The following is a 21904-nucleotide window of genomic DNA, read 5'->3' as shown; positions in this document are numbered from 1 at the left end:
GCAGTCTGTGCGGCTGTGCCTAGGCGGGCCACGCCTCCGCGAGCATCTTGCGGGTGTCGGCCAGAAGCTGCGGCAGAACCTTCGTGTGGCCGATCACGGGCAGGAAGTTGGTGTCGCCGCCCCAGCGGGGGACGACGTGCTGGTGCAGATGGGCGGCGATGCCGGCACCCGCGACCGCGCCCTGGTTCATGCCCAGGTTGAAGCCATGGGCCCCGGAGGCGCTGCGCAGTGCCCTCATGGCCTGCTTGGTGAGCTCCGCGAGTTCCACGGTCTCCTTGTCCGTCAGGTCGGTGTAGTCGGCGACATGACGGTAGGGCACGACCATGAGGTGACCGCCGTTGTACGGGTAGAGGTTGAGCACCGCGTACACGTGCTCGCCGCGCTGGACGATCAGTCCGTCCTCGTCGGACTTGGCCGGGATCGAGCAGAAGGGACAGCCGTCGTCGGCCCCGGGGCCGCTCGGTTTGTTCTCGCCCTGGATGTAGGCCATGCGGTGCGGCGTCCACAGACGCTGGAACGCATCGGGCGTTCCCACTCCCAGCTGCTGCTCCGGCTCACTCGTCATGCATGCAGCATAGGGCGACAGCCTGGGGGAAGGGGAAAGGCCCCCGGGATCTTTCCCCGGGGGCCCGCTTCCCGCGTCAGCGGGGGCACCTACACCTGCACGCGGCGCTCCACCACGTCAACGATCTCGGCGAGCGCTTCGTCACGGGAGATGCCGTTCTTCTGCGATCCGTCCCGGTAGCGGAACGACACCGTGCCCGCGTTCATGTCGTCGTCGCCGACGATCACCATGTACGGCACCTTCTGCTTCTGCGCGTTGCGGATCTTCTTCTGCATCCGGTCCGAGGAGGAGTCGACCTCCATCCGCAGGCCCTTCTTCCGCGCCTCGGCCGCGAACTTCTCCAGGTACTCCACATGCGCCTCCCCCACCGGGATGCCGACCGCCTGCACGGGGGCCAGCCACGCCGGGAACGCGCCCGCGTAGTGCTCCAGCAGCACGGCGAAGAACCGCTCGATGGAGCCGAACAGAGCGCGGTGGATCATGACCGGGCGCTGCTTGGAGCCGTCCGCGGCCGTGTACTCCAGGTCGAAGCGCTCCGGCAGGTTGAAGTCCAGCTGGACCGTCGACATCTGCCAGGTGCGGCCGATCGCGTCGCGCGCCTGGACCGAGATCTTCGGGCCGTAGAAGGCCGCGCCGCCCGGGTCCGGGACCAGCGGCAGGTTCTGCTTCTCGGCGACCTGGCGCAGGGTCTCGGTGGCCTCCTCCCAGGCCTCGTCGGTCCCGACGTACTTCTCCGGGTCCTTGGTGGACAGCTCCAGGTAGAAGTCGGTCAGGCCGTAGTCCCTCAGCAGGTCCAGCACGAAGGTGAGCGTCTTGTCGAGCTCGTCGGCCATCTGCTCGCGCGTGCAGTAGATGTGCGCGTCGTCCTGGGTGAAGCCGCGGGCACGGGTCAGGCCGTGCACGACGCCCGACTTCTCGTAGCGATACACAGTCCCGAACTCGAAGAGCCGCAGCGGCAGTTCACGGTACGAACGGCCGCGCGCGCCGAAGATCAGGTTGTGCATCGGGCAGTTCATGGGCTTGAGGTAGTAGTCCACGCCCTCGTCGAGCTGCATGGGCGGGTACATGCCGTCGGCGTACCAGTCCAGATGGCCCGAGACCTCGAAGAGCTTCCCCTTGGTCGCGTGCGGGGTGTAGACGAACTCGTAGCCCTCCTCCTCGTGACGGCGGCGCGAGTAGTCCTCCATCACGCGGCGGACGATGCCGCCCTTGGGGTGGAAGACGGCGAGGCCGGAGCCGATCTGCTCGGGGATGGAGAACAGGTCGAGCTCGTTGCCCAGCTTGCGGTGGTCGCGCTTCTCGGCCTCGGCGAGGAAGTCCAGGTACGCCTTCAGCTCGTCCTTGGACGGCCAGGCGGTGCCGTAGATGCGCTGGAGCTGCTTGTTCTTCTCGTTCCCGCGCCAGTACGCCGAGGCGTTGCGCATCAGCTTGAACGCCGGGATCAGCCGGGTCGAGGGCAGGTGGGGACCGCGGCAGAGGTCCTTCCAGCGCAGCTCGCCGGTCTTGGCGTCCAGGTTGTCGTAGATGGTCAGCTCGCCGGCACCGACCTCGACGTCCGCACCGTCCTCGCTGGAGGCCGAGCCCTTGAGGCCGATCAGCTCCAGCTTGTACGGCTCGTCGGCCAGTTCCTCGCGGGCGGCCTCCTCGGTGACCACACGGCGGGAGAAGCGCTGGCCCTGCTTCTGGATCGCCTGCATGCGCTTCTCGATGGCCTTGAGGTCCTCGGGCGTGAACGGCCTGTCCACGTCGAAGTCGTAGTAGAAGCCGTCCTTGATGGGCGGGCCGATGCCCAGCTTGGCCTCGGGGAAGAGCTCCTGCACGGCCTGGGCCATGACGTGCGCGGTGGAGTGGCGCAGGATGTTGAGGCCGTCCTCGGAGGAGATCTCGACGCCCTCGACGGTCTCGCCGTCCTTGACCTCGTAGCTGAGGTCCTTCAGTTCGCCGTTCACACGCGCGGCGACGACCGAGCGCTCGCCGGCGAAGAGGTCGGCCGCCGTCGTGCCCGTCGTCACCGTGCGCTCTTCCCGCTCGGAATCGCGTTGGATGATCACACGGACGTCTGACACCGGTCTCTCCTGCCTGAAGGTGGGAAGCGCGCCTCACTGCTCATGGCGCATGCCATAGAGGATCGTACCGACCCGGGGCCGCCGACCGCGAAACGGTGACTCTGCGTCCGCGGTCAGTCGCAGCCGTCCCCACCGCACGCCTCCTCGCAGAAGTCCGCGTCCCCCTGGTCCCCCTGGTCCTCCTGGTCCTCCTGGTCCTCCTGCGGCGGCTTCACCGGCCGGTCCCGCTCCTCGCCCTCCGCCCGCGCGGGGACGACGCCGAAGGCGCCCGTGAGCCGGCACGAGCCGCCCCGGTGCTCCAGCCGTCCGAGCACCCGCACGGGCAGTCCGGCCAGATGGGCGTGGCCGGCGACGCGGTAGTCCTCCTCCCCCAGGGTCAGGTGGACGTACCGCGCCTCGGCGCCCGCGAGCACCCGCAGCCGTACCGTGCCCTCGCCGTGCGGCCGGGACCGGCGCATCCGCACCACCGTGCCGGTGATCCGCACGGGCACCGGCGGTCCGGCGTGCAGACAGCGGGCACCGGCCTCGCGCAGCACCGGCAGGTCGCCGGGCGAGAACTCGACGGCCCCGGCGCGGGCCGCGCAGTCCCCGGGAACGCCCGCGGCGGGCGCCCACTCGACGGCCACCCGGACGCCCTCGGTGCCGCGGACGAGAGCGGCGACGGCCTCGGTGAGTTCACGGCCGACGGCCTGCCCGTGCCGTGCGAGGACGGCGCTGTCGAAGGCGTCCATGCTGCCGGTGGCCCGCCGGTGGTCGACGGCTTCGCGGACGGCGTGCAGGGCCTGGTGAAGACGTACGGCGAGGGGGCGTCCGGGGTCGACGGGGACGAAGGCGGTGAGCCGGCGGCCGTCGGCCGCGGAGTCCACGAGGACGTGCTCGAGGAACGCGGCCGGGCGCCGGGGGCGGGCGCCGTGGCGGCCGGTCCGCGCACGGGTGGTGCGCGCGACGGCGAGCAGCATCTGCCGTGCGGCGCCGCGCAGCCGCTCGTCGGCGCTCCAGGGGACGGCGCCGGCCGGGCCGTCCGGTATGTCCCGCCACCAGCGGATCTCGTCACTGGGCAGGGTGAGGGCGACCAGGACCGCGCGCGCGGAGGGCGCTCCGCTGCGGGCGAGGGCGTCGAGTGCCTCGCCGAGCAGGTCGTCGCTGTCGGGGAAGGAGCGGCTCTCCGGCACCAGCAGGCTCGTGCCGGCGCCGGCCGGGCCGGGCGGGGTCCAGCGGCCGTAGCGTCCGCCGGCGCCGCCGTGCCGCCGCCAGCCGTGCCGGTGCAGCAGGGCGCCGAGCACGGCCGGGTCGACCTCGGTGGGTTCGGGAGGGGCGGGAGGACCGGGGCGCCGGTTCCAGGGGACGTCGACGGGGTGCGGGCGCGCGGCCCGCGAAGGCTCGTCGAGGGGGCGGTGCTTCATGGCCGGCCTCCCCTCCCGACCCGCGCCATGATCTCGCGCAGGGCCCGGTCGTCGAAGATGCGCGAGGTCGGGATCCGCACGGTGGTGCGGTACCGGCCGGTGACGGGGTGGCCGGCCAGGTTGACCCAGTAGCAGCAGTGCCTGAGGGCGAGCCGGTCGTGGCCGGCCTGCAGCCACTGGTCCGGCGACCGGGGCACGATCATGACGACGAGGATCTTGTGCACCGAGACCGGGGTGCGGGCGAGCTTGACCAGATGGGCGTTGTCGAGCGTGAAGGAGAAGTACCGGCCCGGGGGGTGGGGCGGCAGCTGGTAGGTGCACTTCAGCTGCACCTTGATGGTCACCTCGTCGTCGACGGTGTGCCCGGGGGCGCTGTGGCTGACGTGCCAGTCGATGCCGTTGTCGGGAAAGGGCTGGGACAGCGAGCAGCCGGCCGCGGCGGCGACCGCGTGCAGATAGCCCACCTGCAGTGTCTCCATGCAGGCGGTGGTGGCGAGTGTGCCCCGCGGGGCGCTGGTGCACCCGGGCAGCAGCCCGCCCCGTTCGGGCTGCGCCGTCACCATGACCAACAGCCTTCCACGTGTGGCGAATCCCCGTTGCGAGCCTGTGAACTGCAAGGACCCGTATTCCTGTTGTGTCCTTCCGGCGTACGGCGCAAACGGCCCGGGTATCACCGAACAGGCAGAAGACGGTACATCTGCCCTGGGCGAGCGAGGAGTTGTGGGCGTATGGCGCGCTGGTACGAGGGGCCTCTGGCCGCGTTCGACACGGAGACCACGGGGGTCGACGTCGAGACCGACCGCATCGTGTCGGCCGCCGTCGTCGTCCAGGACGCCCCGGGTCTCCGGCCGCGGGTGACCCGTTGGCTGGTGAACCCGGGTGTGCCGGTGCCGGAGGCGGCAACGGCGGTGCACGGGCTGACGGAGGAGCTTTTGCAGCACCGCGGGCGCTGGCCGGCGCCGGTGATGTACGAGATAGCCGAGCAGCTGGCGGAGCACGCCGCGCGGGGCCGTCCGCTGGTGGTGATGAACGCGCCGTTCGATCTGACGCTGCTCGACCGGGAGTTGCGCCGTCACCGGGCCTCGTCGCTGCAACGCTGGTTCGAGTCCTCGCCGCTGTGCGTGCTCGATCCGCGGGTCCTGGACAAGCACCTGGACCGCTACCGCAAGGGCCGGCGGACGCTCGCCGACCTGTGCGCGCACTACGGGGTCGAGCTGACCGAGGCGCACGACCCGGCGGCGGACGCGCTGGCCGCGCTGAAGGTCGTACGGGCCCTGGGCCGCCGCTTCCCGGCCCACCTGGAGCGCCTGACCCCCGCCGAGCTGCACACCCTGCAGATCGGGTGGCATGCCGCGCAGGCCCGGGGGCTGCAGACGTGGCTCGCGCGCAGCGGGGTGGAGGAGACGGTGGATCCGTCGTGGCCGCTGCGTCCGGAGCTCCCGGCGGCGGCCGCGTAGACATCCTCTGCGCACATATGCGAGAAGGCCGGTCCGCCGCGGCGGACCGGCCTTCTCCGGGTGGGCGATACTGGGTTCGAACCAGTGACCTCTTCGGTGTGAACGAAGCGCTCTCCCACTGAGCTAATCGCCCGGGAACGCACTGAACAATACAGGTCCCGGCGGGCTTCCTCCAAACCGCTTCGAGGAAGCGGCCGGTTTCCACCGTCCGGAGCGCGTCACCGGCCGGGAGCTGACGCGCAGCACGGTCCGCCAGGCGCGATCAACCGTCTGAGCAGGGGTTTGCCCCCAGCGACGCGCCGATCTCGAGCTGATCTTGACATGTTCCCCGGGCCGGGGCCCGGGAACGCCGCCTTCCGCTCCGGCGCCGTGCCGCTGCACGGCGCGGGCCCGGTGCGGATTCCGCGGCCTCTGCCTCGCCGCGCGCCGTCGTCCGGGGCGGGTCCGGCCCCACCGCCGCCCAGGGCGCCCCAGGGCGGCCCCCGGGCGCGCGCCGGGTCCATGACCGCCAGGGCCTCCCCCGCGTCCGCTCGGTCCTCGCGGATCAGCCGGAGGCGGAGCCGGACAGGGCCGCCGGACGGGGGCCCTGCTCGGGGAGAGGTCGAGGGCTCGGGGAAGAAGAGCTCGGGAAGGGAGCGTGCGGTGCGCATCGGCCACGCGCCCCCGCGCGGGCGGAGGGCCGCTCCGTCCGCCGTCGGTCTCGCCGGCCTCGGCGGTGCCGGCGCGGAAGCCGTCCGGCTGCGGACCGCCCGTGCCGGTCCACGGCTTCGGGTCGAGCGGAACTCCCCTCCTGCCGCCCTTGCCCCCTCTTCTGCCGCTCTCGCGCGGCAATGTGATGGATTTTCAGAAAACGCCCGGGGATTTCCGCCCGGTGCCGGCGTCCGGACTTCTCCCGGAAAGACCGGCGGGTCCGAAAGTCCGCCCCGACCCCGCTCCCTCGGGCACTCCTTCCCCTTCTTCCCGTTCTTCGCGCTCTTCGCGTTCTTCGCGAAGAACGCGGCGGTCCGGCCGGTCTTCTCGTCCCGGAACCGTTCGCCTTTCCGCACTCCTGGCGGCACCCGCGGCGGATCCCCCCGGCCGTGCCGCCCGTCGCCATGATCCGATGTCGCCATGATCCGATGCGGGCGCGCCCGCGGACACCGGGCGGGAAGGGGCCGAAGGCGCTCCGGCGGCCCGGGCGGGGTTCCTCGCCGGGTGTGCGGCGGCGCACCCGGCTCGTGACCGGCGGGGCGGGCGCCGTGAACGACGGCGGCCCGCCTGCATGAGCGCAGGCGGGCCGCCGTTTCGGGGTGGGTGATACTGGGTTCGAACCAGTGACCTCTTCGGTGTGAACGAAGCGCTCTCCCGCTGAGCTAATCACCCGGGCACACGGAGAACATTACCGCATGTCAGGAAGTGCTCGGGACGGGGACGGCGACCGGCTCCCGGCGGCCGGCCTCCAAAAGCCGGTCCCGGTCACCGGTGGTCGATGTTCCAGGGCACCACGAGGCCGAACTTCCACAGGTACACCCCGCACAGCACCCCGGTGATCACCAGGCCGATCACGGTCAGGGTGATGTTGCGGCGACGCACCCTGGGGTCGAGGGCCCGCTGGGCCATCGCGGTGACCTTGCGCTTGGTCCAGCGCAGCACGATCTGGGCCCACACGAACTCGGTCGCCCAGATCGCCATGCCGGCGAAGATCACGGCCCAGCCCGGTCCGGGGAACGCGAGCATGACGACCCCGGCGGCCACGACCGCGAGACCGACGACGAAGATCCCGACCTGCCAGCTCAGGTGCAGCACAGGGCGTGACCGGATGAATGCGGGGGCCCGTGACCCAAGTCCACGCCGGTCCCGCGCCCGGTCGGTCTCGGTCTCCGTCCTCGTCGGCTCCGATGCCACAGCCGTCTCACCCGGTCCGTCACTGCCCGTATTCATACGGTTGAACACTACCGGAGAGAAACCAGTCACCGGAATGGACGTACCGCACCAAGTGGTTCTCGGCCGGAAGAGTTACGTAAAGCCAGGCAAAACTCTCAGAGGGGTTTACAACGGCACCGTAGGTGGCATGTCGATTTCGCCGACGTGCGAATCCCCGAGCGCACACTGAGCGAAAGGCCCTGGCGCTTATGAACACCACGGTCAGCTGCGAGCTGCACCTGCGCCTCGTTGTATCGAGCGAGTCCTCCCTGCCTGTCCCCGCAGGCCTGCGGTACGACACGGCCGACCCCTATGCCGTGCACGCCACCTTCCACACCGGAGCCGAGGAGACCGTCGAGTGGGTGTTCGCCCGCGACCTCCTCGCCGAGGGGCTCCACCGTCCCACCGGCACCGGAGACGTCCGAGTCTGGCCATCACGCAGCCACGGTCAGGGCGTCGTGTGCATCGCTCTGAGCTCCCCGGAAGGCGAGGCTCTGCTCGAGGCCCCGGCGCGGGCCCTGGAGTCCTTCCTGAAGCGGACGGACGCGGCCGTGCCGCCCGGCACGGAACACCAGCACTTCGACCTGGATCAGGAGCTCTCGCACATCCTCGCGGAAAGTTAGCGACAGGCCTCTCGAGGCCCTGAAGACTGCCCGCTGCCGTCCACTCGGGGAGACGGCTCGGGCCAGGACAACCCCATACGGGACACATCGGCACCGGTCCCCCGGCAGGGGGCTGGTGCCGGTGTGCCCGCACGGCGCGGCGACGCAACCGGCTGCTCGGGTGCGGCCGAGCCACTACCATCGGCCTGCATCGGCGGGCGTGCGCCCGACCCCCCAGGCCAGGGAGCGAAACGTGCTGATCACCCACGACACCCGGTGCGCGCTGGACACCGTGGTGGATCTGGTGAACACCGCACCGGAGGACGACGCGGCGCCGGACGGGCTGGCGGACGTCGCGGCACTCGAGGAATTCGTACGAAGCCACAAAATAAGCGATGTCGGGGTGCTGTCGGAGTCCGACCTCTCGGCGGTGCGCGGAATCCGGGGCCGGTTCGCCGAGATCTTCGCGGCGCCGGACTGCCGGACCGCCGCAGGCATGATCAACGAGCTGGTCGCCGCAGCCGGCACCACGCCCCGGCTGACGGATCACGACGGATACGACTGGCACATCCACTACTTCGCGCCCGGTGCCTCCGTGGCCGACCACCTGGCCGCCGACGGCGGCATGGCGCTCGCGTTCTTCGTGGTGGCCGGGGAGCGGGAGCGACTGCGGCGCTGCCAGGCGCCCGACTGCCGGCGTGCCTTCGTCGATCTCTCCCGCAACCGCTCGCGGCGGTACTGCGACAGCCGCACCTGCGGCAACCGCCTGCATGTGGCCGCCTACCGGGCGCGCCGCAGGGAGGCGACGGCGAGCTGAACACCCGGCCGGCGGCGGCCCCGGTCACGGACGGGCCGCGGAACGCGCCGAGGATGCCGGCGTGGTCCTCGACGGGTGACGCCGAGGACCACGAGTACGGCTCACAGCAGCAGCAGGTCGTGCAACGAAGCCATGAGCAGCAGACACCCGATCACCGCAAGAAAGATCATCAGCGGTGGCTGGGATAAGGCGAAGAGGCAACCGCGCCGCTCGTCCTGCGGCGACGCGGATTCGCTCTGTGTCGTGTCCACCATCTCGGTGGCGATGATGGCCCAGCCGGCGCCCGCGACGCGATCAGCACACACGTAATGTGCGGGAGTTCCCGGATTTCGTGATCTTCGTTTCACTTCGGCGCGGACCTTGATCGCTTACGGCCGGAGAACGAGCGCCGGCGCGGAACGAACGTCATATGCCGTGCTTCCGGAGAATGGCCTCGATGTCGCTGAAGTCGTCCTCGTCCCCGGCTCCTGCCACCGGACGGGAGGTGGAAGAGCCGCTCCGGCGGGTGGCCGGGGCCAGGGACGGGGCCGATGCCGCCGAGGCCACCGCGCCCCGGTCCGCCTTGCGCTCCTGCCGCGTACCGCCGCGGCGGCGCTCGATCGCCCGGGTCGTCATGAAGAGCACCCAGGCGCCGCCGAGCAGGCCGAAGCCCGCCCAGGCGGTCGGGCTGAAGGCGGTGTCGGCCAGCCAGCCGACGATCCCGGTCATCACCAGGGCGACGGGGACGAGGGAACAGGCGGCGATACGGGCCGCGGCGAGGAAGCGCTTGCGGTAGGCCGTGATCGCGGCGATGCCCAGGCCTGCCGCGGAAACGGCGGAGCAGACGGTCTCGGCAATCATCCGGTCCTCCAGTCGGGCTCGCCGCATCAGGGCTCACCGGTCGGGGCGGTTCGTCCCTTCCATCCTGCACCGCCGGGCCTGCGGGAAGCCACGCCCGAGGCGGAGATCAGGGAGATCTCCGGGTCGCCTCCTTCGCAGGTGTCCGGGCCTGGGAGACTGGAGGCATGAGCGACTCCTCCCCCGCGTCCGACACCCCCGTTCTCGACGTCTGGTGCGAGCTGCAGTGTCCCGACTGCCGTACCGCGCTGGAGGACCTGCGCGCCCTGCGCACCCGGTACGGCGACCGGCTGGAGGTGCGGCTGAGGCACTTCCCGCTGGAGAAGCACAAGCACTCCTTCGCCGCCGCGCAGGCCGCCGAGGAGGCCGCCGCCCAGGGCCGGCTGTGGCCCTATGTGGAGGCGGTGCTCGCCCGGCTCGAGGAGCTGGACCGCAGGGGCGAGCCGGTCCTGGTCGAGGTGGCCCGTGAACTGGGCCTGGACGCCGAGGAATTCGACACGGCGCTGGTCGACGGCCGGCACATCCTGATCGTCGACGCCGACCAGGCCGAGGGCAAGGCGATCGGTGTCACCGGCACGCCCACGTACGTGATCGGCGGCGAGCGCCTGGACGGCGGCAAGAGCCAGGAGGGGCTGCGCGAGCGCATCGAGGAGATCGCGGACCGGCTGCTGGGCCGGAGCAGCGCTTTGTAGCCCTGGGTCAGAACAGCTCCTTGTAGAAGGCGTGGATCACCGGCCGATAGCCCAGCGACTCGTACAAGCGTTCGGCAGGGGTGTTGCCCGCGAAGACGTTCAGGCCCAGGACGTGTCTGCCCGCGGACACCGCCTGGGCCTCGGCCAGCAGCATCAGGGAGCGGCCGTGGCCCCGGCCGCGGAAGCGCTCGTCGACCTCGAAGTCGTAGACATAGGCCCGGTCCGCGGTGATCGCCACCCACAGCGTGCCGACCGGGGTGCCCTCGTGCTCCAGGACGCTGAGCAGCACGTCCGGGGTCGCGAGCCCCTGGGGCAGCAGCCGGGCGTAGTCCTCCTCCGCCTTGGCCCGTGCCCGGTCGGCGGGGACGCCGCGGTCGGCCCGGCTGCGGACGTAGGCGGCCTTGCCGCGGACGATCCACGGCCCGTACTCGGCCTCGGTCATGGGTCTGCCCCGGCTGCCGGCGGGCAGTCCGGGTGCGGTGGTGCCGAGCTGTTTCTCCATGCCGCGGCTGCGCTCGGCGTAGCCGAGTGCCGTGATGAGCCGGACCGCGGCCCCGGCGTCGGCGGGCACGAGGGCCTCGATCTGCCTGCAGCCCCAGCCGCGCGCCACCTCCTCGGCGGCGAGCGCGGCCACCGTGCCGCGGCCCCGTCTGCGGTCCGGCTCGTCGATGCGCAGGTCGAGGATGCGGGCGACGGCCGGCCCGAGGGCGGGGTGTGTGGACAGGTGGATCCCGCCGACGGGCCGGCCGTTCACGCACACCTGGTAGCGGCGTGAACGGGTTCCGTCGGCGTGCTGCTGAAGCGGCTCGGCCGGCCGCAGGGTCGTGGTCATCAGGGGTGTTCTACCCCCTGCGGCGCCGTGGGTCAGCCCCCTGGGCGCCGCCTCCTACGGATCCAGGTCGTCCCCGGACCGCTCGTCGAAGACGCGCATGGCCTTGGCCGTCACCGGTCCCGGTGCTTCCGGCAGTTCGCGGTCGTCGACGCGGTGGACGGCCTGGACGTCGCGCAGGGTGGAGGTGAGGAAGATCTCGTCGGCCTGCCGCAGGACGTCCAGCGGCAGATCGGTCTCCTTGGCGCCCGTCCACTCGATCACGAGCGCGCGCGTGATGCCGGCGAGGCAGCCGGAGGCGAGCGGCGGGGTGTGGATCTCGCCGTCGAGGACGACGAAGACATTGGAGCCGGTGCCCTCGCAGAGCCGGCCGGCGGTGTTGCCGAACAGGGCCTCGGTGGCGCCGTGCTGGTGGGCGCGCGCGAGGGCGACGACGTTCTCGGCGTACGAGGTGGTCTTCAGGCCGGCGAGCGCGCCGCGCTCGTTGCGGGTCCAGGGGACCGTGATGACGGCGGTGGAGTCGGGGCGGCGGGTGGTCTCGCCGAGGGCGACCACCAGGGTCGGCCCCTGGTCGCCGCGGTCGGAGCCGAGGGGGCCGTGCCCACCGGTGTAGGTGATGCGCAGCCGGCCCAGCGGCATCGGGTTGGCCTCGAGGACGGCGGCGCAGGCGCGGCGGATCTCGTCGTGGTCGGGGTCGGGCAGGCCGAGGCCGCGGGCGGACCGGGTGAGCCGGTCCAGATGGCGGGTGAGCGCGAAGGGCTTTCCGTCGGTCGCCTTCACCGTCTCGAAGATGCCGTCGCCCACGGTCAGCCCGTGGTCGAGCACGGAGACACGCGCGGACTCGATGTCCCGCAGCCCGCCGTCGAGCCAGATCTTCACTCGTCCCTACCTCACAAGTCCGTCACGGGTGCGTCACGTCGGCCGGGGTCCGTGCCTCTCCGCCGTCCCCGGACGTGTCCGTCTCCTCGTACCTGCCCGACGCTACCGCGAGCAGCCGGGCCGCCTTCAGTTCGGTCTCCCGCCATTCCCCCTCGGGGTCGGAGTCCCAGGTGATGCCGGCGCCGGCGCCGAAGCGCAGGACGGCCGCGCCCTCCCCGGGCCCTCCGGGCAGGAGGGACCCCCCGGCGCGGTCGATCCAGAAGGTGCGGATGCCGACGGCCAGCTCGCCCGCTTTGCGGTCGGCGTCGACCCAGCCGATGCCGCCGCAGTAGGGGCCGCGGGGCGCGGTCTCCAGCTCGGAGATGATCCGCAGGGCGCTGGACTTGGGGGCGCCGGTGATCGAGCCGGCCGGGAAGGTGGCGTCGAGCAGTTCCGGCCAGCCGGCGCCGTCGCGCAGTTCGCCGCGGACCGTGGAGACGAGATGGACGAGGCCGGGGTGCTTCTCGACGGCGCACAGGTCGGGGACGGTGACGCTGCCGGTGGTGCAGACACGCCCGATGTCGTTGCGGACCAGGTCCACGATCATCACGTTCTCGGCGTAGTCCTTCTCCAGCATCTCCGCCTCGGTGGGGGCGGTGCCCTTGATCGGGCCGGACTCGACGATCCGGCCGTCGCGGCGCAGGAAGAGCTCGGGGGACGCGGTGGCGATCTCCACCCCGTGCTCGGGCAGGCGAATCGTTCCGGCATACGGTGCCGGGTTGCCGCGGGCCAGTACGGCGGTCAGGGCGTCCACATCGGCGTCGGGCGCGACGGGCGCGGAGAGCACACGGCAGAGATTCACCTGGTAGACCTCGCCGGTCGCGATGTGCTCACGGATGCGCCGCACCCCCGCCGTGTACGCGGCGCGGTCGAGGGAGGACGTCCAGTCGCCGACGGCCGGGCCCCGCCAGGCCCCGGGCACGGGGGCCGGCACGGGCTCCCGCCGTACGTCACGGAAGCGGGCACAGGTCAGACGGCCCTCGTAGTCGGCGGCGACGGCCCAGAAACCGGTGGAGTCCAGGGCCGCGGGATCGCTGGTGACATCGGCCAGATCGGTGGCGACACGGTCACCGAACCGGGCGAGAGGAGCGAGATCGAGCACGTCGAGCAGTCTAGGGCGGGCCTTCCCCGCCGGACCCGGGCGTGTCCTGTCCGGCCCCCTGACCGGACCGCTTCCGGCCCCCTGACCGGACCGCTTCCGGCCCCCTGACCGGACCGCTTCCGGCCCCCTGACCGGACCGGCGCGCGGGCGCAGCGCAGCATGCTGCGCAAACGTGTTTTTGTACTGGCCCCGGAATCCGCTAAAGTTCAACACGTCGCCGGGTCGCGTGAGCGAGCCGAAACGACAGGCGGACGTAGCTCAGTTGGTAGAGCGCAACCTTGCCAAGGTTGAGGTCGCGAGTTCGAGCCTCGTCGTCCGCTCGAGGGAAGAGGGGATCTCCCGGTCCCCTCCACTCCTGGTGGAGTGGCCGAGAGGCGAGGCAACGGCCTGCAAAGCCGTCTACACGGGTTCAAATCCCGTCTCCACCTCCAAGGACGATTAGCTCAGCGGGAGAGCGCTTCCCTGACACGGAAGAGGTCACTGGTTCAATCCCAGTATCGTCCACTGGATCTTCTGAAGATCCGCTCGCGCGATTAGCTCAGCGGGAGAGCGCTTCCCTGACACGGAAGAGGTCACTGGTTCAATCCCAGTATCGCGCACGCAGTGCCCATGATCCGCTCCGGAGCACGATCGTGGTCCCGAGGACGATTAGCTCAGCGGGAGAGCGCTTCCCTGACACGGAAGAGGTCACTGGTTCAATCCCAGTATCGTCCACACACCGGAAAGCCCCCGGCCGCCCCGTACGGCCGGGGGCTTTCCGCCGTGCTCAGCTGGAGAACAGCATGCGGCCGAAGCTCTTGTGCCGGTGATGGCCGTGGTACCCGTGGCCTGTGTGCGGGGCGCCCCAGGCGGGGGCCTGCGGGGCGGCCGGGTAGGCATGCGGAGCGGGCGGGGGCGGCGCGGGCTGGGCCCACTGGGCCTCCAGACGGGTCAGCGCCTCCAGTTCGCCGTAGTCGAGGAAGATGCCGCGGCAGCCGCTGCACTGCTCGATCTGAACGCCGTTGCGGTTGTGGGTGTACATGGGCGCATGACATTTCGGACACTGCATCGTCGGTCAACTCCTCGCCGGTCGTCACTGCTTCGGGTGTCGCAGGAACAGACTCCGTCCCGTCACGATCGGTTGCACCCTACGCCGCCGGTTCCCCCGGCATCCCGGCGGCCGGCTCCGGCGGGATGCCGCTCATGCGGTCGCAGGCGTCGACCACGGCCTGTTCGGTCTCGTCCAGCGGACGGTCCGCCGCGGTCGCCTTGGCGACGGCCAGCGCGGCGGTCTGCACGGTGAGGGCACGGGCCGGGACGTCCAGGGCGGGCCAGGGGTCGCCCTCCGCGGGGACAGCCGGGCCGCCGGCCGTGCGGTACGCGGTCAGGAAGCGGCTCCACTCCTCGGGCGCGAGCAGTCCGCAGGCGTACCAGGCCGCGGGGCGGCCCAGGTCCCAGGCGGGAACGCCGGTGCCGAGGTCGTCGACGTCGATCAGCTGCCAGGGGCCGTCCGGGGCCGGGTGGCGGACGAGCTGGCCGAGGTGGAGGTCGCCGTGGCAGACGGTCCGGCTGTCCGGCATGGGGGCCTCGTCGCGGGCCCAGGCCGGCAGGCCCGCCCAGGCGCGCAGGACGGCGCGGGCGGCGGGATGGCCGGGGGCCGTGGCGCGCAGGCGGGCGACGGCCCGGGCGGCCTTGGCGGGGCCCCGCATGGGGGGCAGGGCCGGTGGGGCGGGACTGCGGTGGAGGCGGGCCAGCAAGGTGGCGGCGGCCTCCCAGGGAGCGGCGTCGGGGGCGTTCGGGTCCACCGGGGTGCCGTACGGCCAGAAGGTCACGAGGCGGTCGTGGAGGACGGCCGGGGCACGGGTGAGCGGAGGCAGCAGGACGCCGGAAAGACGCGCGGCCGTGGTGAGGCGGAGGGCGAGGCCGGTGGCGTCGGTGCGCGGGGCGTGGGCCTTCGCGACGGTGTGCGCATGGCGGACCACGGTGGCGTCGGGGCGGTGGGCGAGGGTGACGGGTGCTCCGCAGGGACAGGGCTCCGGGCGGGCGTGCGCCGCTGCCTCGGCTCGGGTGATCAGCGTGGGCAGCAGCGGGTCGGCGGTCACGGGGGCTCCCTGGGGTGCGGCGCTGACCGTGAGGGTACGGGGCCGCATGCGGGACGACCGGGCCGGGGGCCGAACGGGTCCGTGCCGGACGGTGCGCCCGTGGCCGCGGACACGGCCGCCCGCGGCTGTGCCGCCCGCGCGGAACGCCGCACGGAACGCCGCACGGAACAATGCCGGCGCAGCTCCCCAGCCGCGCCGGCATTCTGCCGTCCGTCGCACCCCCGTCCCCACGGGGCTTCATGGGTGGACGTCCCCTCCCGGACCGCTCTTCCGGGCCTGGGGCTCCGCTCAACGCCCCAGCATCACACCCACGGACGACGCCTGTGTGGCCACTGTGTCCCAGCCGTCGAAGACAAGCAGGAGCAGGGCCGCCAGGGGAAGGGCCATCAGCGTCGCCACCAGGGGGTGGCGGCGGTCCGTACGACGGGGGCGCGCGGCGCGTCCACGGGTGCGCAGCAGTGCCCGCGCTGCCGTCGGGGCCATGGTCCTTCTCCTGAACCGTCTCGGGTGTCGTCGCGCAGCGGCGGATGTCCGGCCTCGGGGGGACGAGCGCTGCACCCGCCGCTCGCCCTCAAATCTAGGCGTGCGGCGGGCACGGGTCGTCATGCCCTCGTACCGGTCGGAGGGCCTCCCGGAGGATGAGAGCCGGCCCGCGGACTACTCCTCTGGTTGGAGAGACGGGTCCGGTTCTCGGGGTCTTCCCGGAGGGGTCGCCCCTCACGGCCGCCGTGCGTGACGTCCCTCACGTGTGCGGCAACCCGGCGCACCTCGGGCTCACCCCTTCGGGGTGTCCCCTTCGCCACCATTTCCGACGGCGGTTGTTCGAATGGTCAACCTCCTTTCAGGAAAAGGTGATTGAGCCTGTCATCCGCACAAAGGCGGCCTGTTCCCATGTGTCTTGACCACCCCTCATCTCCCCCTTTCCGCACCGACAATCGACCGGTCGAGAGGGCGCGGCCTCTCCGCACGAGCCGCCCCGGATACGTAAGCTGTGGCTCGTCACAGGGACCGGGCAGCGGGGATGAACATGGCGATGATGCGCCTGAGGCGCGAGGACCCGCGCGTCGTCGGCTCGTTCAGGCTTCACCGACGGCTCGGCGCGGGCGGGATGGGTGTGGTCTACCTGGGCTCCGACCGGAAGGGCCAGCGGGTCGCCCTCAAGGTCATCCGGCCGGACCTGGCGGAGGACCAGGAGTTCCGTTCCCGGTTCGCGCGCGAGGTCTCGGCGGCGCGGCGGATCCGGGGCGGCTGTACGGCACGGCTGGTGGCGGCGGACCTGGAGGCGGAGCGGCCGTGGTTCGCGACCCAGTACGTGCCCGGCCCCTCCCTGCACGACAAGGTGGCCGAGGAGGGACCGCTCTCCGCCGCGGAGGTGGCGGCGATCGGGGCCGCGCTGTCCGAGGGACTGGTCGCCGTGCACGAGGCCGGGGTGGTGCACCGGGACCTCAAGCCGTCCAACATCCTGCTGTCCCCGAAGGGGCCGCGGATCATCGACTTCGGCATCGCCTGGGCGACCGGTTCCTCGACGCTCACGCATGTCGGCACGGCGGTCGGCTCACCCGGGTTCCTCGCCCCCGAGCAGGTGCGCGGCGCGGCCGTCACCCCGGCGACCGACGTGTTCTCGCTGGGGGCGACGCTGGCGTACGCGTCGACGGGCGACTCGCCCTTCGGGCACGGCAGTTCGGAGGTGATGCTGTACCGCGTGGTGCACGAGGAGCCCCAGCTGGACGGCGTGCCGGACGCGTTGGCTCCGCTGCTGCGGGCGTGTCTGGCGAAGAACCCCGAGGAGCGGCCCACCACCCTGGAGCTGTCGCTGCGGCTGAAGGAGATCGCGGCGCGTGAGGCGCAGGACCTGAGCGACGTACGGCCGCCCACGCCGCGTATCGCCGAACCGGACCGGCCGGCCGGCTCCCTGCCCGGCCGCCACCCGGCCCAGCAGCGCACCGGCTACTCCGAGCTTCCGCGGGGCCGACGGCCCCCGGCGGGCTCCTCGCCCGGCACCCCGGTGCCCCGCGGCAAGGTTCCTCCGTCGCGGAGCGGTCCGTCCCGGGGCACGGCGAGCGGGGCCCCCTCCCGTGCGGGTGCCGCGCGAAGCGGCGGCCGTCCCGTTTCCCGGAGCGGCACCGGGCGGACGGGGCCGCGGTCCACGGCGCCCGGCCGGCGCCCCGCCAACCCGCGTCTGCTGCGGCAGCGTCTCGTCGTGTTCGTGGTGGTGACGCTGCTGGTCGCCCTCGGCATCGCGGCGGCCCAGGGCTGCCAGGGCCCGGCCCGCGGGCTGGACGGCGACGGCCGGAGCGCACCGGTGCGGCAGGACCACGCGCGCGTGCACGCGCCCGGGCCGTCCTGGCCCTACGGCTGAGGGCGGCCCGCCGTCACCGCGTAGAAGGCGACCGCGGCTGCCGCGCCCACGTTGAGGGAGTCGACGCCGTGGGACATGGGGATGCGGACCCATGCGTCGGCGGCCCTCAGGGCCCGGGCGGACAGGCCGTCGCCCTCCGCGCCGAGCATCAGGGCGACCCGGTCCAGACGGTGCGGGGCGGCCTCGTCCAGGGGCTTGGCCCTCTCGTCCGGGGTGAGGGCGAGCAGGGTGAAGCCGGCCGCGCGGACCGTCTCCAGGTCCGCCGGCCAGGTCTCGAGCCGGGCGTACGGCAGGGAGAAGACCGCGCCCATGGAGACCTTGACGCTGCGGCGGTAGAGCGGATCGGCGCAGTCCGGGGAGAGCAGGACCGCGTCCATGCCGAGGGCGGCGGCGGAGCGGAAGATCGCACCGATGTTGGTGTGGTCGTTGACGGACTCCATGACCGCGATCCGGCGGGCCGTGCGCAGCAGGCCGTCCGCCGGGGGCAGCGGCTTGCGCCGCATGGAGGCGAGCGCGCCGCGGTGCACGTGGTAGCCGGTGACCCGTTCGGCGACGTCGGGGCTGACGACGTAGACGGGGGCGGGGACGTCGTCGATGACGTCCCGCATGGCGTCGAGCCACTTCGCGGACAGCAGCATCGAGCGCATCTCGTACCCGGCGGCCCTGGCCCGGCGGATGACCTTCTCGCCCTCGGCGATGAACAGGCCCTCGGCGGGTTCGCGCCTGCGGCGCAGCTCCACGTCGGTCAGGCGCGTGTAGTCGGACAGACGCGGGTCGCCGGGGTCCTCGACGATGATGGGATCGGCCACGGGTGGGTGCTCCTTCGGTCTCCGGCTCAGGCTCCGGGGCCGATCGTGACGACCTCTCCGATGACGATGACGGCCGGTGGTCTCACGTCCTCGGCACGGACGGTCTCCTCGACCGTCCCCAGGGTGGCGTCCACCCGGCGCTGGGCCGCGGTCGTGCCCTCCTGGACGAGGGCGACCGGGGTGTCGGGGGACTTGCCGTGGGCGATGAGCGTCTCGGCGATCTTCCCAATCTTGTCGACGCCCATGAGGACCACGAGGGTGCCGGTGAGGCGGGCCAGGCTGGGCCAGTCGACCAGGGAACGCTCGTCGTCGGGGGCGACATGCCCGCTGACCACGGTGAACTCATGGGCGACCCCGCGGTGGGTGACGGGGATGCCGGCCGCACCCGGGACGGAGATGGAGCTGGAGATGCCGGGGACGACCGTGCACGGAATCCCGGCCTCCGCGAGCGCCTGGACCTCCTCCATGCCCCGGCCGAAGACGTATGGGTCGCCGCCCTTGAGCCGGACGACCGCCTTGCCCTGCTTGGCGTACTCGATGAGGGCGTTGTTGATGGCCTCCTGGGCCATGGAGCGGCCGTAGGGGATCTTCGCCGCGTCGATCACCTCGACGTGCGGCGGGAGTTCGGCGAGCAGATCGCGGGGGCCGAGGCGGTCGGCGATGACGACGTCGGCCTCCGCGAGCAGCCGGCGGCCGCGGACCGTGATCAGGTCCGGGTCGCCGGGGCCGCCGCCGACGAGGGCCACGCCCGGTGTGCGGGTGCGGTGGTGCGGGGCGACGAGCGTGCCGTCGCGCAGGCCCTCGATCACCGCGTCGCGGATGGCGGCGGTGTGCCGGGGGTCGCGTTCGCGCGCGCTGCTGGTGAGCACGGCGACCGTGACGCCCTCGCTGTGGCCGGTGGCCGGGGTCCAGGCGGTCGCCGCGTCGGCGTCGTCGGAGCGTACGCACCACACACGGTGGCGTTCCGCCTCCGCGGAGGCGCGGGTGTTGGCGTCGTGGTCGTCGGTGGCGATCAGCGCGTACCAGGCGTCCGCGAGGTCGCCCTCCTGGTACCGGCGCCGCTTCCAGGTGATCTCGCCCGCGTCCGCCATGGCCTCGACGGAGGCGGTCGCCTCGGGCGAGACGAGGACGACGTCCGCGCCGGCCGCGATGAGCGCCGGGAGGCGTCGCTGGGCGACCTGGCCGCCACCGAGGACGACCACGCGGCGGCCGGTCAGGCGAAGGCCCACGGGGTAGGCGGGGTGTTCGGCCATATGAGGTACGGCTCCTCGTCCGAGTGGTCCAGGCGGCACAAACGGGCGCCACGACTCTGGAGCGGCCCTGATGTGCGAATTCCAGCGAATTCCAGAAGTGGGTTCAGGGTACGGCGGGGCCGGGGGCGCGCCGGAACGCGCCCCCGGCCCCGCGGTGCTACTTCTCGGTGACACCCGCCGAGTCGAACGTCGCCACCTCGTGCATCGCCCGCGCCGTGCTCTGCACCAGCGGCAGGGCGAGCAGCGCACCCGTTCCCTCGCCGAGGCGCAGGTCGAGGTCGATCAGGGGGCGCAGGCCGAGCTTCTTGAGCGCGGCGACATGTCCGGGCTCGGCGCTGCGGTGCCCCGCGATGCACGCCGCCAGGACCTCGGGCGCGATCGCACGGGCGGCCAGTGCGGCGGCACCCGCGCTGACGCCGTCCAGGATCACCGGTGTGCGCAGGGAGGCGCCGCCCAGGAGCAGGCCGACCATGGCCGCGTGCTCGAAGCCGCCGACCGCGGCCAGGACACCGACGGGGTCGGCGGGGTCCGGCTGGTGCAGTTCCAGGGCGCGGCGGACCACGTCGGTCTTGTGGGCGAGCATCTCGTCGCTGATGCCCGTGCCCCGGCCGGTCACCTCGGCCGGGTCGGCGCCGGTGAACACCGAGATGAGCGCGGCGGACGCCGTGGTGTTGGCGATGCCCATCTCACCGGTGAGCAGGGCCTTGTTGCCCGCCGCGACCAGGTCGCGGGCGGTCTCGATGCCGATCTCGATGGCCTTCTTGGCCTCCTCGCGGGTCATCGCGGGGCCGGCGGTCATGTCGGACGTGCCCGGGCGGATCTTGCGGGGCAGCAGGCCGGTGGTGGTCGGCAGGTCGGCGGCGACGCCCACGTCGACCACGCAGACCTCGGCGCCCACCTGGTTCGCGAAGGCGTTGCAGACCGCTCCCCCGCCGAGGAAGTTGGCCACCATCTGGGCGGTGACCTCCTGCGGCCAGGGGGTGACGCCCTGGGCGTGCACACCGTGGTCGCCGGCGAAGACCACGACGGCCGCGGGCTCCGGGATCGGCGGCGGGCACTGGCGGGACAGGCCGCACAGCTGCGCGGAGATGATCTCCAGTACGCCGAGCGCGCCGGACGGCTTGGTCATGCGCTTCTGCCGCTCCCAGGCCTCGCCGAGCGCCTTGGCGTCCAGCGGGCGGATCTGGGCGACGGTCTCGGCGAGCAGGTCGTGCGGCTCCTCGCCGGGCAGCACGCGGCGGCCGTACGTCTCCTCGTGCACGACCCACGACAGCGGGCGGCGCTTGGACCAGCCGGTCTGCACCAGTTCGGGTTCCTCCGGGAACTCGTCGACGTACCCCACGCACAGGTAGGCGACGGCCTCCAGGTGCTCGGGCAGGCCGAGGGCGCGGACCATCTCGCGCTCGTCGAAGAAGCTCACCCAGCCGACGCCCAGGCCCTCGGCGCGGGCGGCGAGCCAGAGGTTCTCGACCGCGAGCGCGGAGGAGTACGGCGCCATCTGCGGCTGGGTGTGCCGCCCCAGGACGTGCCGGCCGCCGCGGGTGGGGTCGGCGGTGACGACGATGTTCACCGGGGCGTCGAGGATGGCCTCGATCTTCATGTCCTTGAACTGCTTCGCCCGGCCCTTGGGCAGCGACTTGGCGTACGCCTCGCGCTGACGCATCACCAGCTCGTGCATCGCACGCCGGGTCTCCAGGGAGCGGATGACCACGAAGTCCCAGGGCTGGGAGTGCCCCACGGAGGGCGCCGTGTGGGCCGCCTCCAGGACGCGGCGCAGCACCTCGTCCGGGATGGGGTCGCTGCGGAAGCCGTTGCGGATGTCGCGGCGTTCGCGGATCACCTTGAGGACGGCCTCGCGCTCGGCGTCGCTGAAGGCGGGCGCGGGCGGGCCGGCGGGCTTCCGCCTCCGGCCGGCGTCCTGGGCCTCGCCGCCGGGCTCCTCGCCGGACACGGCGGCGGTGTCGCCGTCGCGGGGCGCGGGGACCGTGGCGGCCGGCTCCTGCGGGGTCGGGGCCAGGTGCGCGGTGGTGGGCACCGAGCCCTCGACCGGCACGAACTCCCCGACGGGCCGGTCGGGCTGGGGCTGCTGAGGAATGCCGGGGGTGGCCGCTTCGGGTTCGGCCGCCCGGGGCCGGGAGGCGGACGGTTCGGCAGCCGCGGCGGCGGGCTCGGGCGTGTCCGGGCCCTGGCCGGCGGGGTCCGCGGGGTGAGC

At 72.6% G+C, this 21904-nt stretch carries 21 protein-coding genes and 7 tRNA genes; 10 read left to right on the top strand and 18 right to left on the bottom strand.

Annotation, left to right across the window (positions count from 1 at the left end; translation table 11 throughout):
• Positions 1 to 19 precede the first annotated feature (19 nt).
• The 4 genes from ABD224_RS22155 to ABD224_RS22140 all read right to left on the bottom strand — a co-directional run bounded on the left by ABD224_RS22155 (position 20) and on the right by ABD224_RS22140 (position 4597).
• The gene (locus ABD224_RS22155; protein WP_344052588.1) at positions 20 to 565 is read right to left on the bottom strand and encodes an HIT family protein; all 546 of its coding nucleotides are present in this window, start codon (positions 563 to 565) and stop codon (positions 20 to 22) included.
• Between the two features lie 89 nt (positions 566 to 654).
• Positions 655 to 2631, bottom strand: a complete 1977-nt coding sequence (thrS, locus tag ABD224_RS22150; RefSeq protein ID WP_344052586.1) for a threonine--tRNA ligase — start codon at positions 2629 to 2631, stop codon at positions 655 to 657.
• A 113-nt stretch (positions 2632 to 2744) separates the two neighbouring features.
• On the bottom strand, positions 2745 to 4034 hold the full coding sequence (locus ABD224_RS22145; protein WP_344052583.1) for a hypothetical protein: 1290 nt from the start codon (positions 4032 to 4034) through the stop codon (positions 2745 to 2747).
• On the bottom strand, positions 4031 to 4597 hold the full coding sequence (locus ABD224_RS22140; protein ID WP_344052581.1) for a DUF4365 domain-containing protein: 567 nt from the start codon (positions 4595 to 4597) through the stop codon (positions 4031 to 4033). Before ABD224_RS22140 ends, ABD224_RS22145 begins: the two co-directional genes overlap by 4 nt.
• Positions 4598 to 4762: 165 nt before the next feature.
• Here ABD224_RS22140 and ABD224_RS22135 point away from each other — a divergent pair, with 165 nt between their 5' ends.
• Positions 4763 to 5491, top strand: a complete 729-nt coding sequence (locus ABD224_RS22135) for a 3'-5' exonuclease (RefSeq protein WP_344052578.1) — start codon at positions 4763 to 4765, stop codon at positions 5489 to 5491.
• Between the two features lie 61 nt (positions 5492 to 5552).
• Here the strand turns inward: ABD224_RS22135 and ABD224_RS22130 are convergent.
• The 3 genes from ABD224_RS22130 to ABD224_RS22120 form a co-directional block, all read right to left on the bottom strand.
• Positions 5553 to 5624: transfer RNA gene (locus tag ABD224_RS22130), tRNA-Val, on the bottom strand.
• A gap of 1157 nt (positions 5625 to 6781) precedes the next feature.
• Positions 6782 to 6853, bottom strand: a tRNA-Val gene (locus ABD224_RS22125).
• 93 nt (positions 6854 to 6946) lie between these two features.
• Entirely contained in the window at positions 6947 to 7411 is a 465-nt protein-coding gene (locus tag ABD224_RS22120; protein WP_344052576.1) for a TIGR02611 family protein, read from the bottom strand.
• 191 nt (positions 7412 to 7602) lie between these two features.
• On the opposite strand from ABD224_RS22120, the gene ABD224_RS22115 reads away from it, so the two are divergent.
• Both ABD224_RS22115 and ABD224_RS22110 read left to right on the top strand, forming a co-directional pair.
• Complete coding sequence (locus ABD224_RS22115; protein ID WP_344052574.1) at positions 7603 to 8016, top strand: SsgA family sporulation/cell division regulator; 414 nt, start codon at positions 7603 to 7605, stop codon at positions 8014 to 8016.
• 232 nt (positions 8017 to 8248) lie between these two features.
• A complete protein-coding gene (locus tag ABD224_RS22110; RefSeq protein WP_344052572.1) occupies positions 8249 to 8812 on the top strand; it encodes a CGNR zinc finger domain-containing protein in 564 nt (187 codons plus the stop codon).
• Positions 8813 to 8913: 101 nt separating this feature from the next.
• On the opposite strand, the gene ABD224_RS22105 is transcribed toward ABD224_RS22110, so the two are convergent.
• Both ABD224_RS22105 and ABD224_RS22100 read right to left on the bottom strand, forming a co-directional pair.
• Positions 8914 to 9117 carry a hypothetical protein gene (locus tag ABD224_RS22105; protein ID WP_344052646.1) on the bottom strand — a complete coding sequence of 68 codons (204 nt, stop codon included), beginning with the start codon at positions 9115 to 9117 and terminating at the stop codon, positions 8914 to 8916.
• Between the two features lie 100 nt (positions 9118 to 9217).
• On the bottom strand, positions 9218 to 9652 hold the full coding sequence (locus ABD224_RS22100) for a hypothetical protein (RefSeq protein ID WP_344052570.1): 435 nt from the start codon (positions 9650 to 9652) through the stop codon (positions 9218 to 9220).
• A gap of 164 nt (positions 9653 to 9816) precedes the next feature.
• Here ABD224_RS22100 and ABD224_RS22095 point away from each other — a divergent pair, with 164 nt between their 5' ends.
• Positions 9817 to 10341, top strand: a complete 525-nt coding sequence (locus ABD224_RS22095; protein ID WP_344052568.1) for a DsbA family protein — start codon at positions 9817 to 9819, stop codon at positions 10339 to 10341.
• A 7-nt stretch (positions 10342 to 10348) separates the two neighbouring features.
• Here ABD224_RS22095 and ABD224_RS22090 read toward each other — a convergent pair whose 3' ends face one another.
• Genes ABD224_RS22090 through ABD224_RS22080 form a run of 3 tightly spaced genes read right to left on the bottom strand, consistent with a single transcriptional unit; the run spans position 10349 to position 13190 of the window.
• A complete protein-coding gene (locus ABD224_RS22090; RefSeq protein ID WP_344052566.1) occupies positions 10349 to 11173 on the bottom strand; it encodes a GNAT family N-acetyltransferase in 825 nt (274 codons plus the stop codon).
• Between the two features lie 54 nt (positions 11174 to 11227).
• Positions 11228 to 12049, bottom strand: coding sequence for an aminotransferase class IV (locus ABD224_RS22085; protein ID WP_344052564.1), 822 nt, complete (start codon positions 12047 to 12049; stop codon positions 11228 to 11230).
• 22 nt (positions 12050 to 12071) lie between these two features.
• Positions 12072 to 13190: a chorismate-binding protein gene (locus ABD224_RS22080; protein ID WP_344052562.1), complete on the bottom strand. Its 1119-nt coding sequence runs from the start codon at positions 13188 to 13190 to the stop codon at positions 12072 to 12074.
• A gap of 247 nt (positions 13191 to 13437) precedes the next feature.
• Between ABD224_RS22080 and ABD224_RS22075 the strand changes: the two genes are divergently transcribed.
• The 5 genes from ABD224_RS22075 (at position 13438) to ABD224_RS22055 (ending at position 13904) form a co-directional block, all read left to right on the top strand.
• Positions 13438 to 13510 (top strand) — tRNA-Gly (locus ABD224_RS22075).
• Positions 13511 to 13547: 37 nt separating this feature from the next.
• Positions 13548 to 13621, top strand: a tRNA-Cys gene (locus ABD224_RS22070).
• 1 nt (position 13622) lies between these two features.
• Positions 13623 to 13694: transfer RNA gene (locus tag ABD224_RS22065), tRNA-Val, on the top strand.
• Between the two features lie 23 nt (positions 13695 to 13717).
• Positions 13718 to 13789 (top strand) — tRNA-Val (locus ABD224_RS22060).
• Positions 13790 to 13832: 43 nt separating this feature from the next.
• Positions 13833 to 13904: transfer RNA gene (locus ABD224_RS22055), tRNA-Val, on the top strand.
• Between the two features lie 52 nt (positions 13905 to 13956).
• Here ABD224_RS22055 and ABD224_RS22050 read toward each other — a convergent pair.
• The 3 genes from ABD224_RS22050 to ABD224_RS22040 form a co-directional block, all read right to left on the bottom strand.
• Positions 13957 to 14238 carry a TFIIB-type zinc ribbon-containing protein gene (locus ABD224_RS22050; protein WP_344052560.1) on the bottom strand — a complete coding sequence of 94 codons (282 nt, stop codon included), beginning with the start codon at positions 14236 to 14238 and terminating at the stop codon, positions 13957 to 13959.
• 79 nt (positions 14239 to 14317) lie between these two features.
• The gene (locus tag ABD224_RS22045; RefSeq protein WP_344052558.1) at positions 14318 to 15271 is read right to left on the bottom strand and encodes a phosphotransferase family protein; all 954 of its coding nucleotides are present in this window, start codon (positions 15269 to 15271) and stop codon (positions 14318 to 14320) included.
• 288 nt (positions 15272 to 15559) lie between these two features.
• Positions 15560 to 15754 (bottom strand): hypothetical protein, encoded by a 195-nt coding sequence (locus ABD224_RS22040; protein WP_344052556.1) that lies wholly within the window; start codon positions 15752 to 15754, stop codon positions 15560 to 15562.
• Positions 15755 to 16292: 538 nt separating this feature from the next.
• Here ABD224_RS22040 and ABD224_RS22035 point away from each other — a divergent pair.
• Positions 16293 to 17630 (top strand): serine/threonine-protein kinase, encoded by a 1338-nt coding sequence (locus tag ABD224_RS22035; RefSeq protein WP_344052553.1) that lies wholly within the window; start codon positions 16293 to 16295, stop codon positions 17628 to 17630.
• Here the strand turns inward: ABD224_RS22035 and ABD224_RS22030 are convergent.
• From ABD224_RS22030 to cobT, 3 genes are all read right to left on the bottom strand, one after another.
• Positions 17621 to 18439: a TrmH family RNA methyltransferase gene (locus tag ABD224_RS22030; protein WP_344052550.1), complete on the bottom strand. Its 819-nt coding sequence runs from the start codon at positions 18437 to 18439 to the stop codon at positions 17621 to 17623. The two genes, ABD224_RS22035 and ABD224_RS22030, sit on opposite strands and share 10 nt — an antisense overlap.
• A 26-nt stretch (positions 18440 to 18465) precedes the next feature.
• Positions 18466 to 19692 carry a uroporphyrinogen-III C-methyltransferase gene (gene cobA, locus ABD224_RS22025; protein WP_344052548.1) on the bottom strand — a complete coding sequence of 409 codons (1227 nt, stop codon included), beginning with the start codon at positions 19690 to 19692 and terminating at the stop codon, positions 18466 to 18468.
• 157 nt (positions 19693 to 19849) lie between these two features.
• Positions 19850 to 21904: nicotinate-nucleotide--dimethylbenzimidazole phosphoribosyltransferase (gene cobT / locus ABD224_RS22020; protein ID WP_344052546.1), on the bottom strand; the 2055-nt coding region annotated here is incomplete at its 5' end.

The organism is Streptomyces thermoalcalitolerans (assembly GCF_039525155.1).
GTDB lineage: Bacteria > Actinomycetota > Actinomycetes > Streptomycetales > Streptomycetaceae > Streptomyces > Streptomyces thermovulgaris.
The sequence above is the reverse complement of the archived record's forward strand: the minus strand, read 5'-3'. Positions and strand labels throughout refer to the sequence as shown.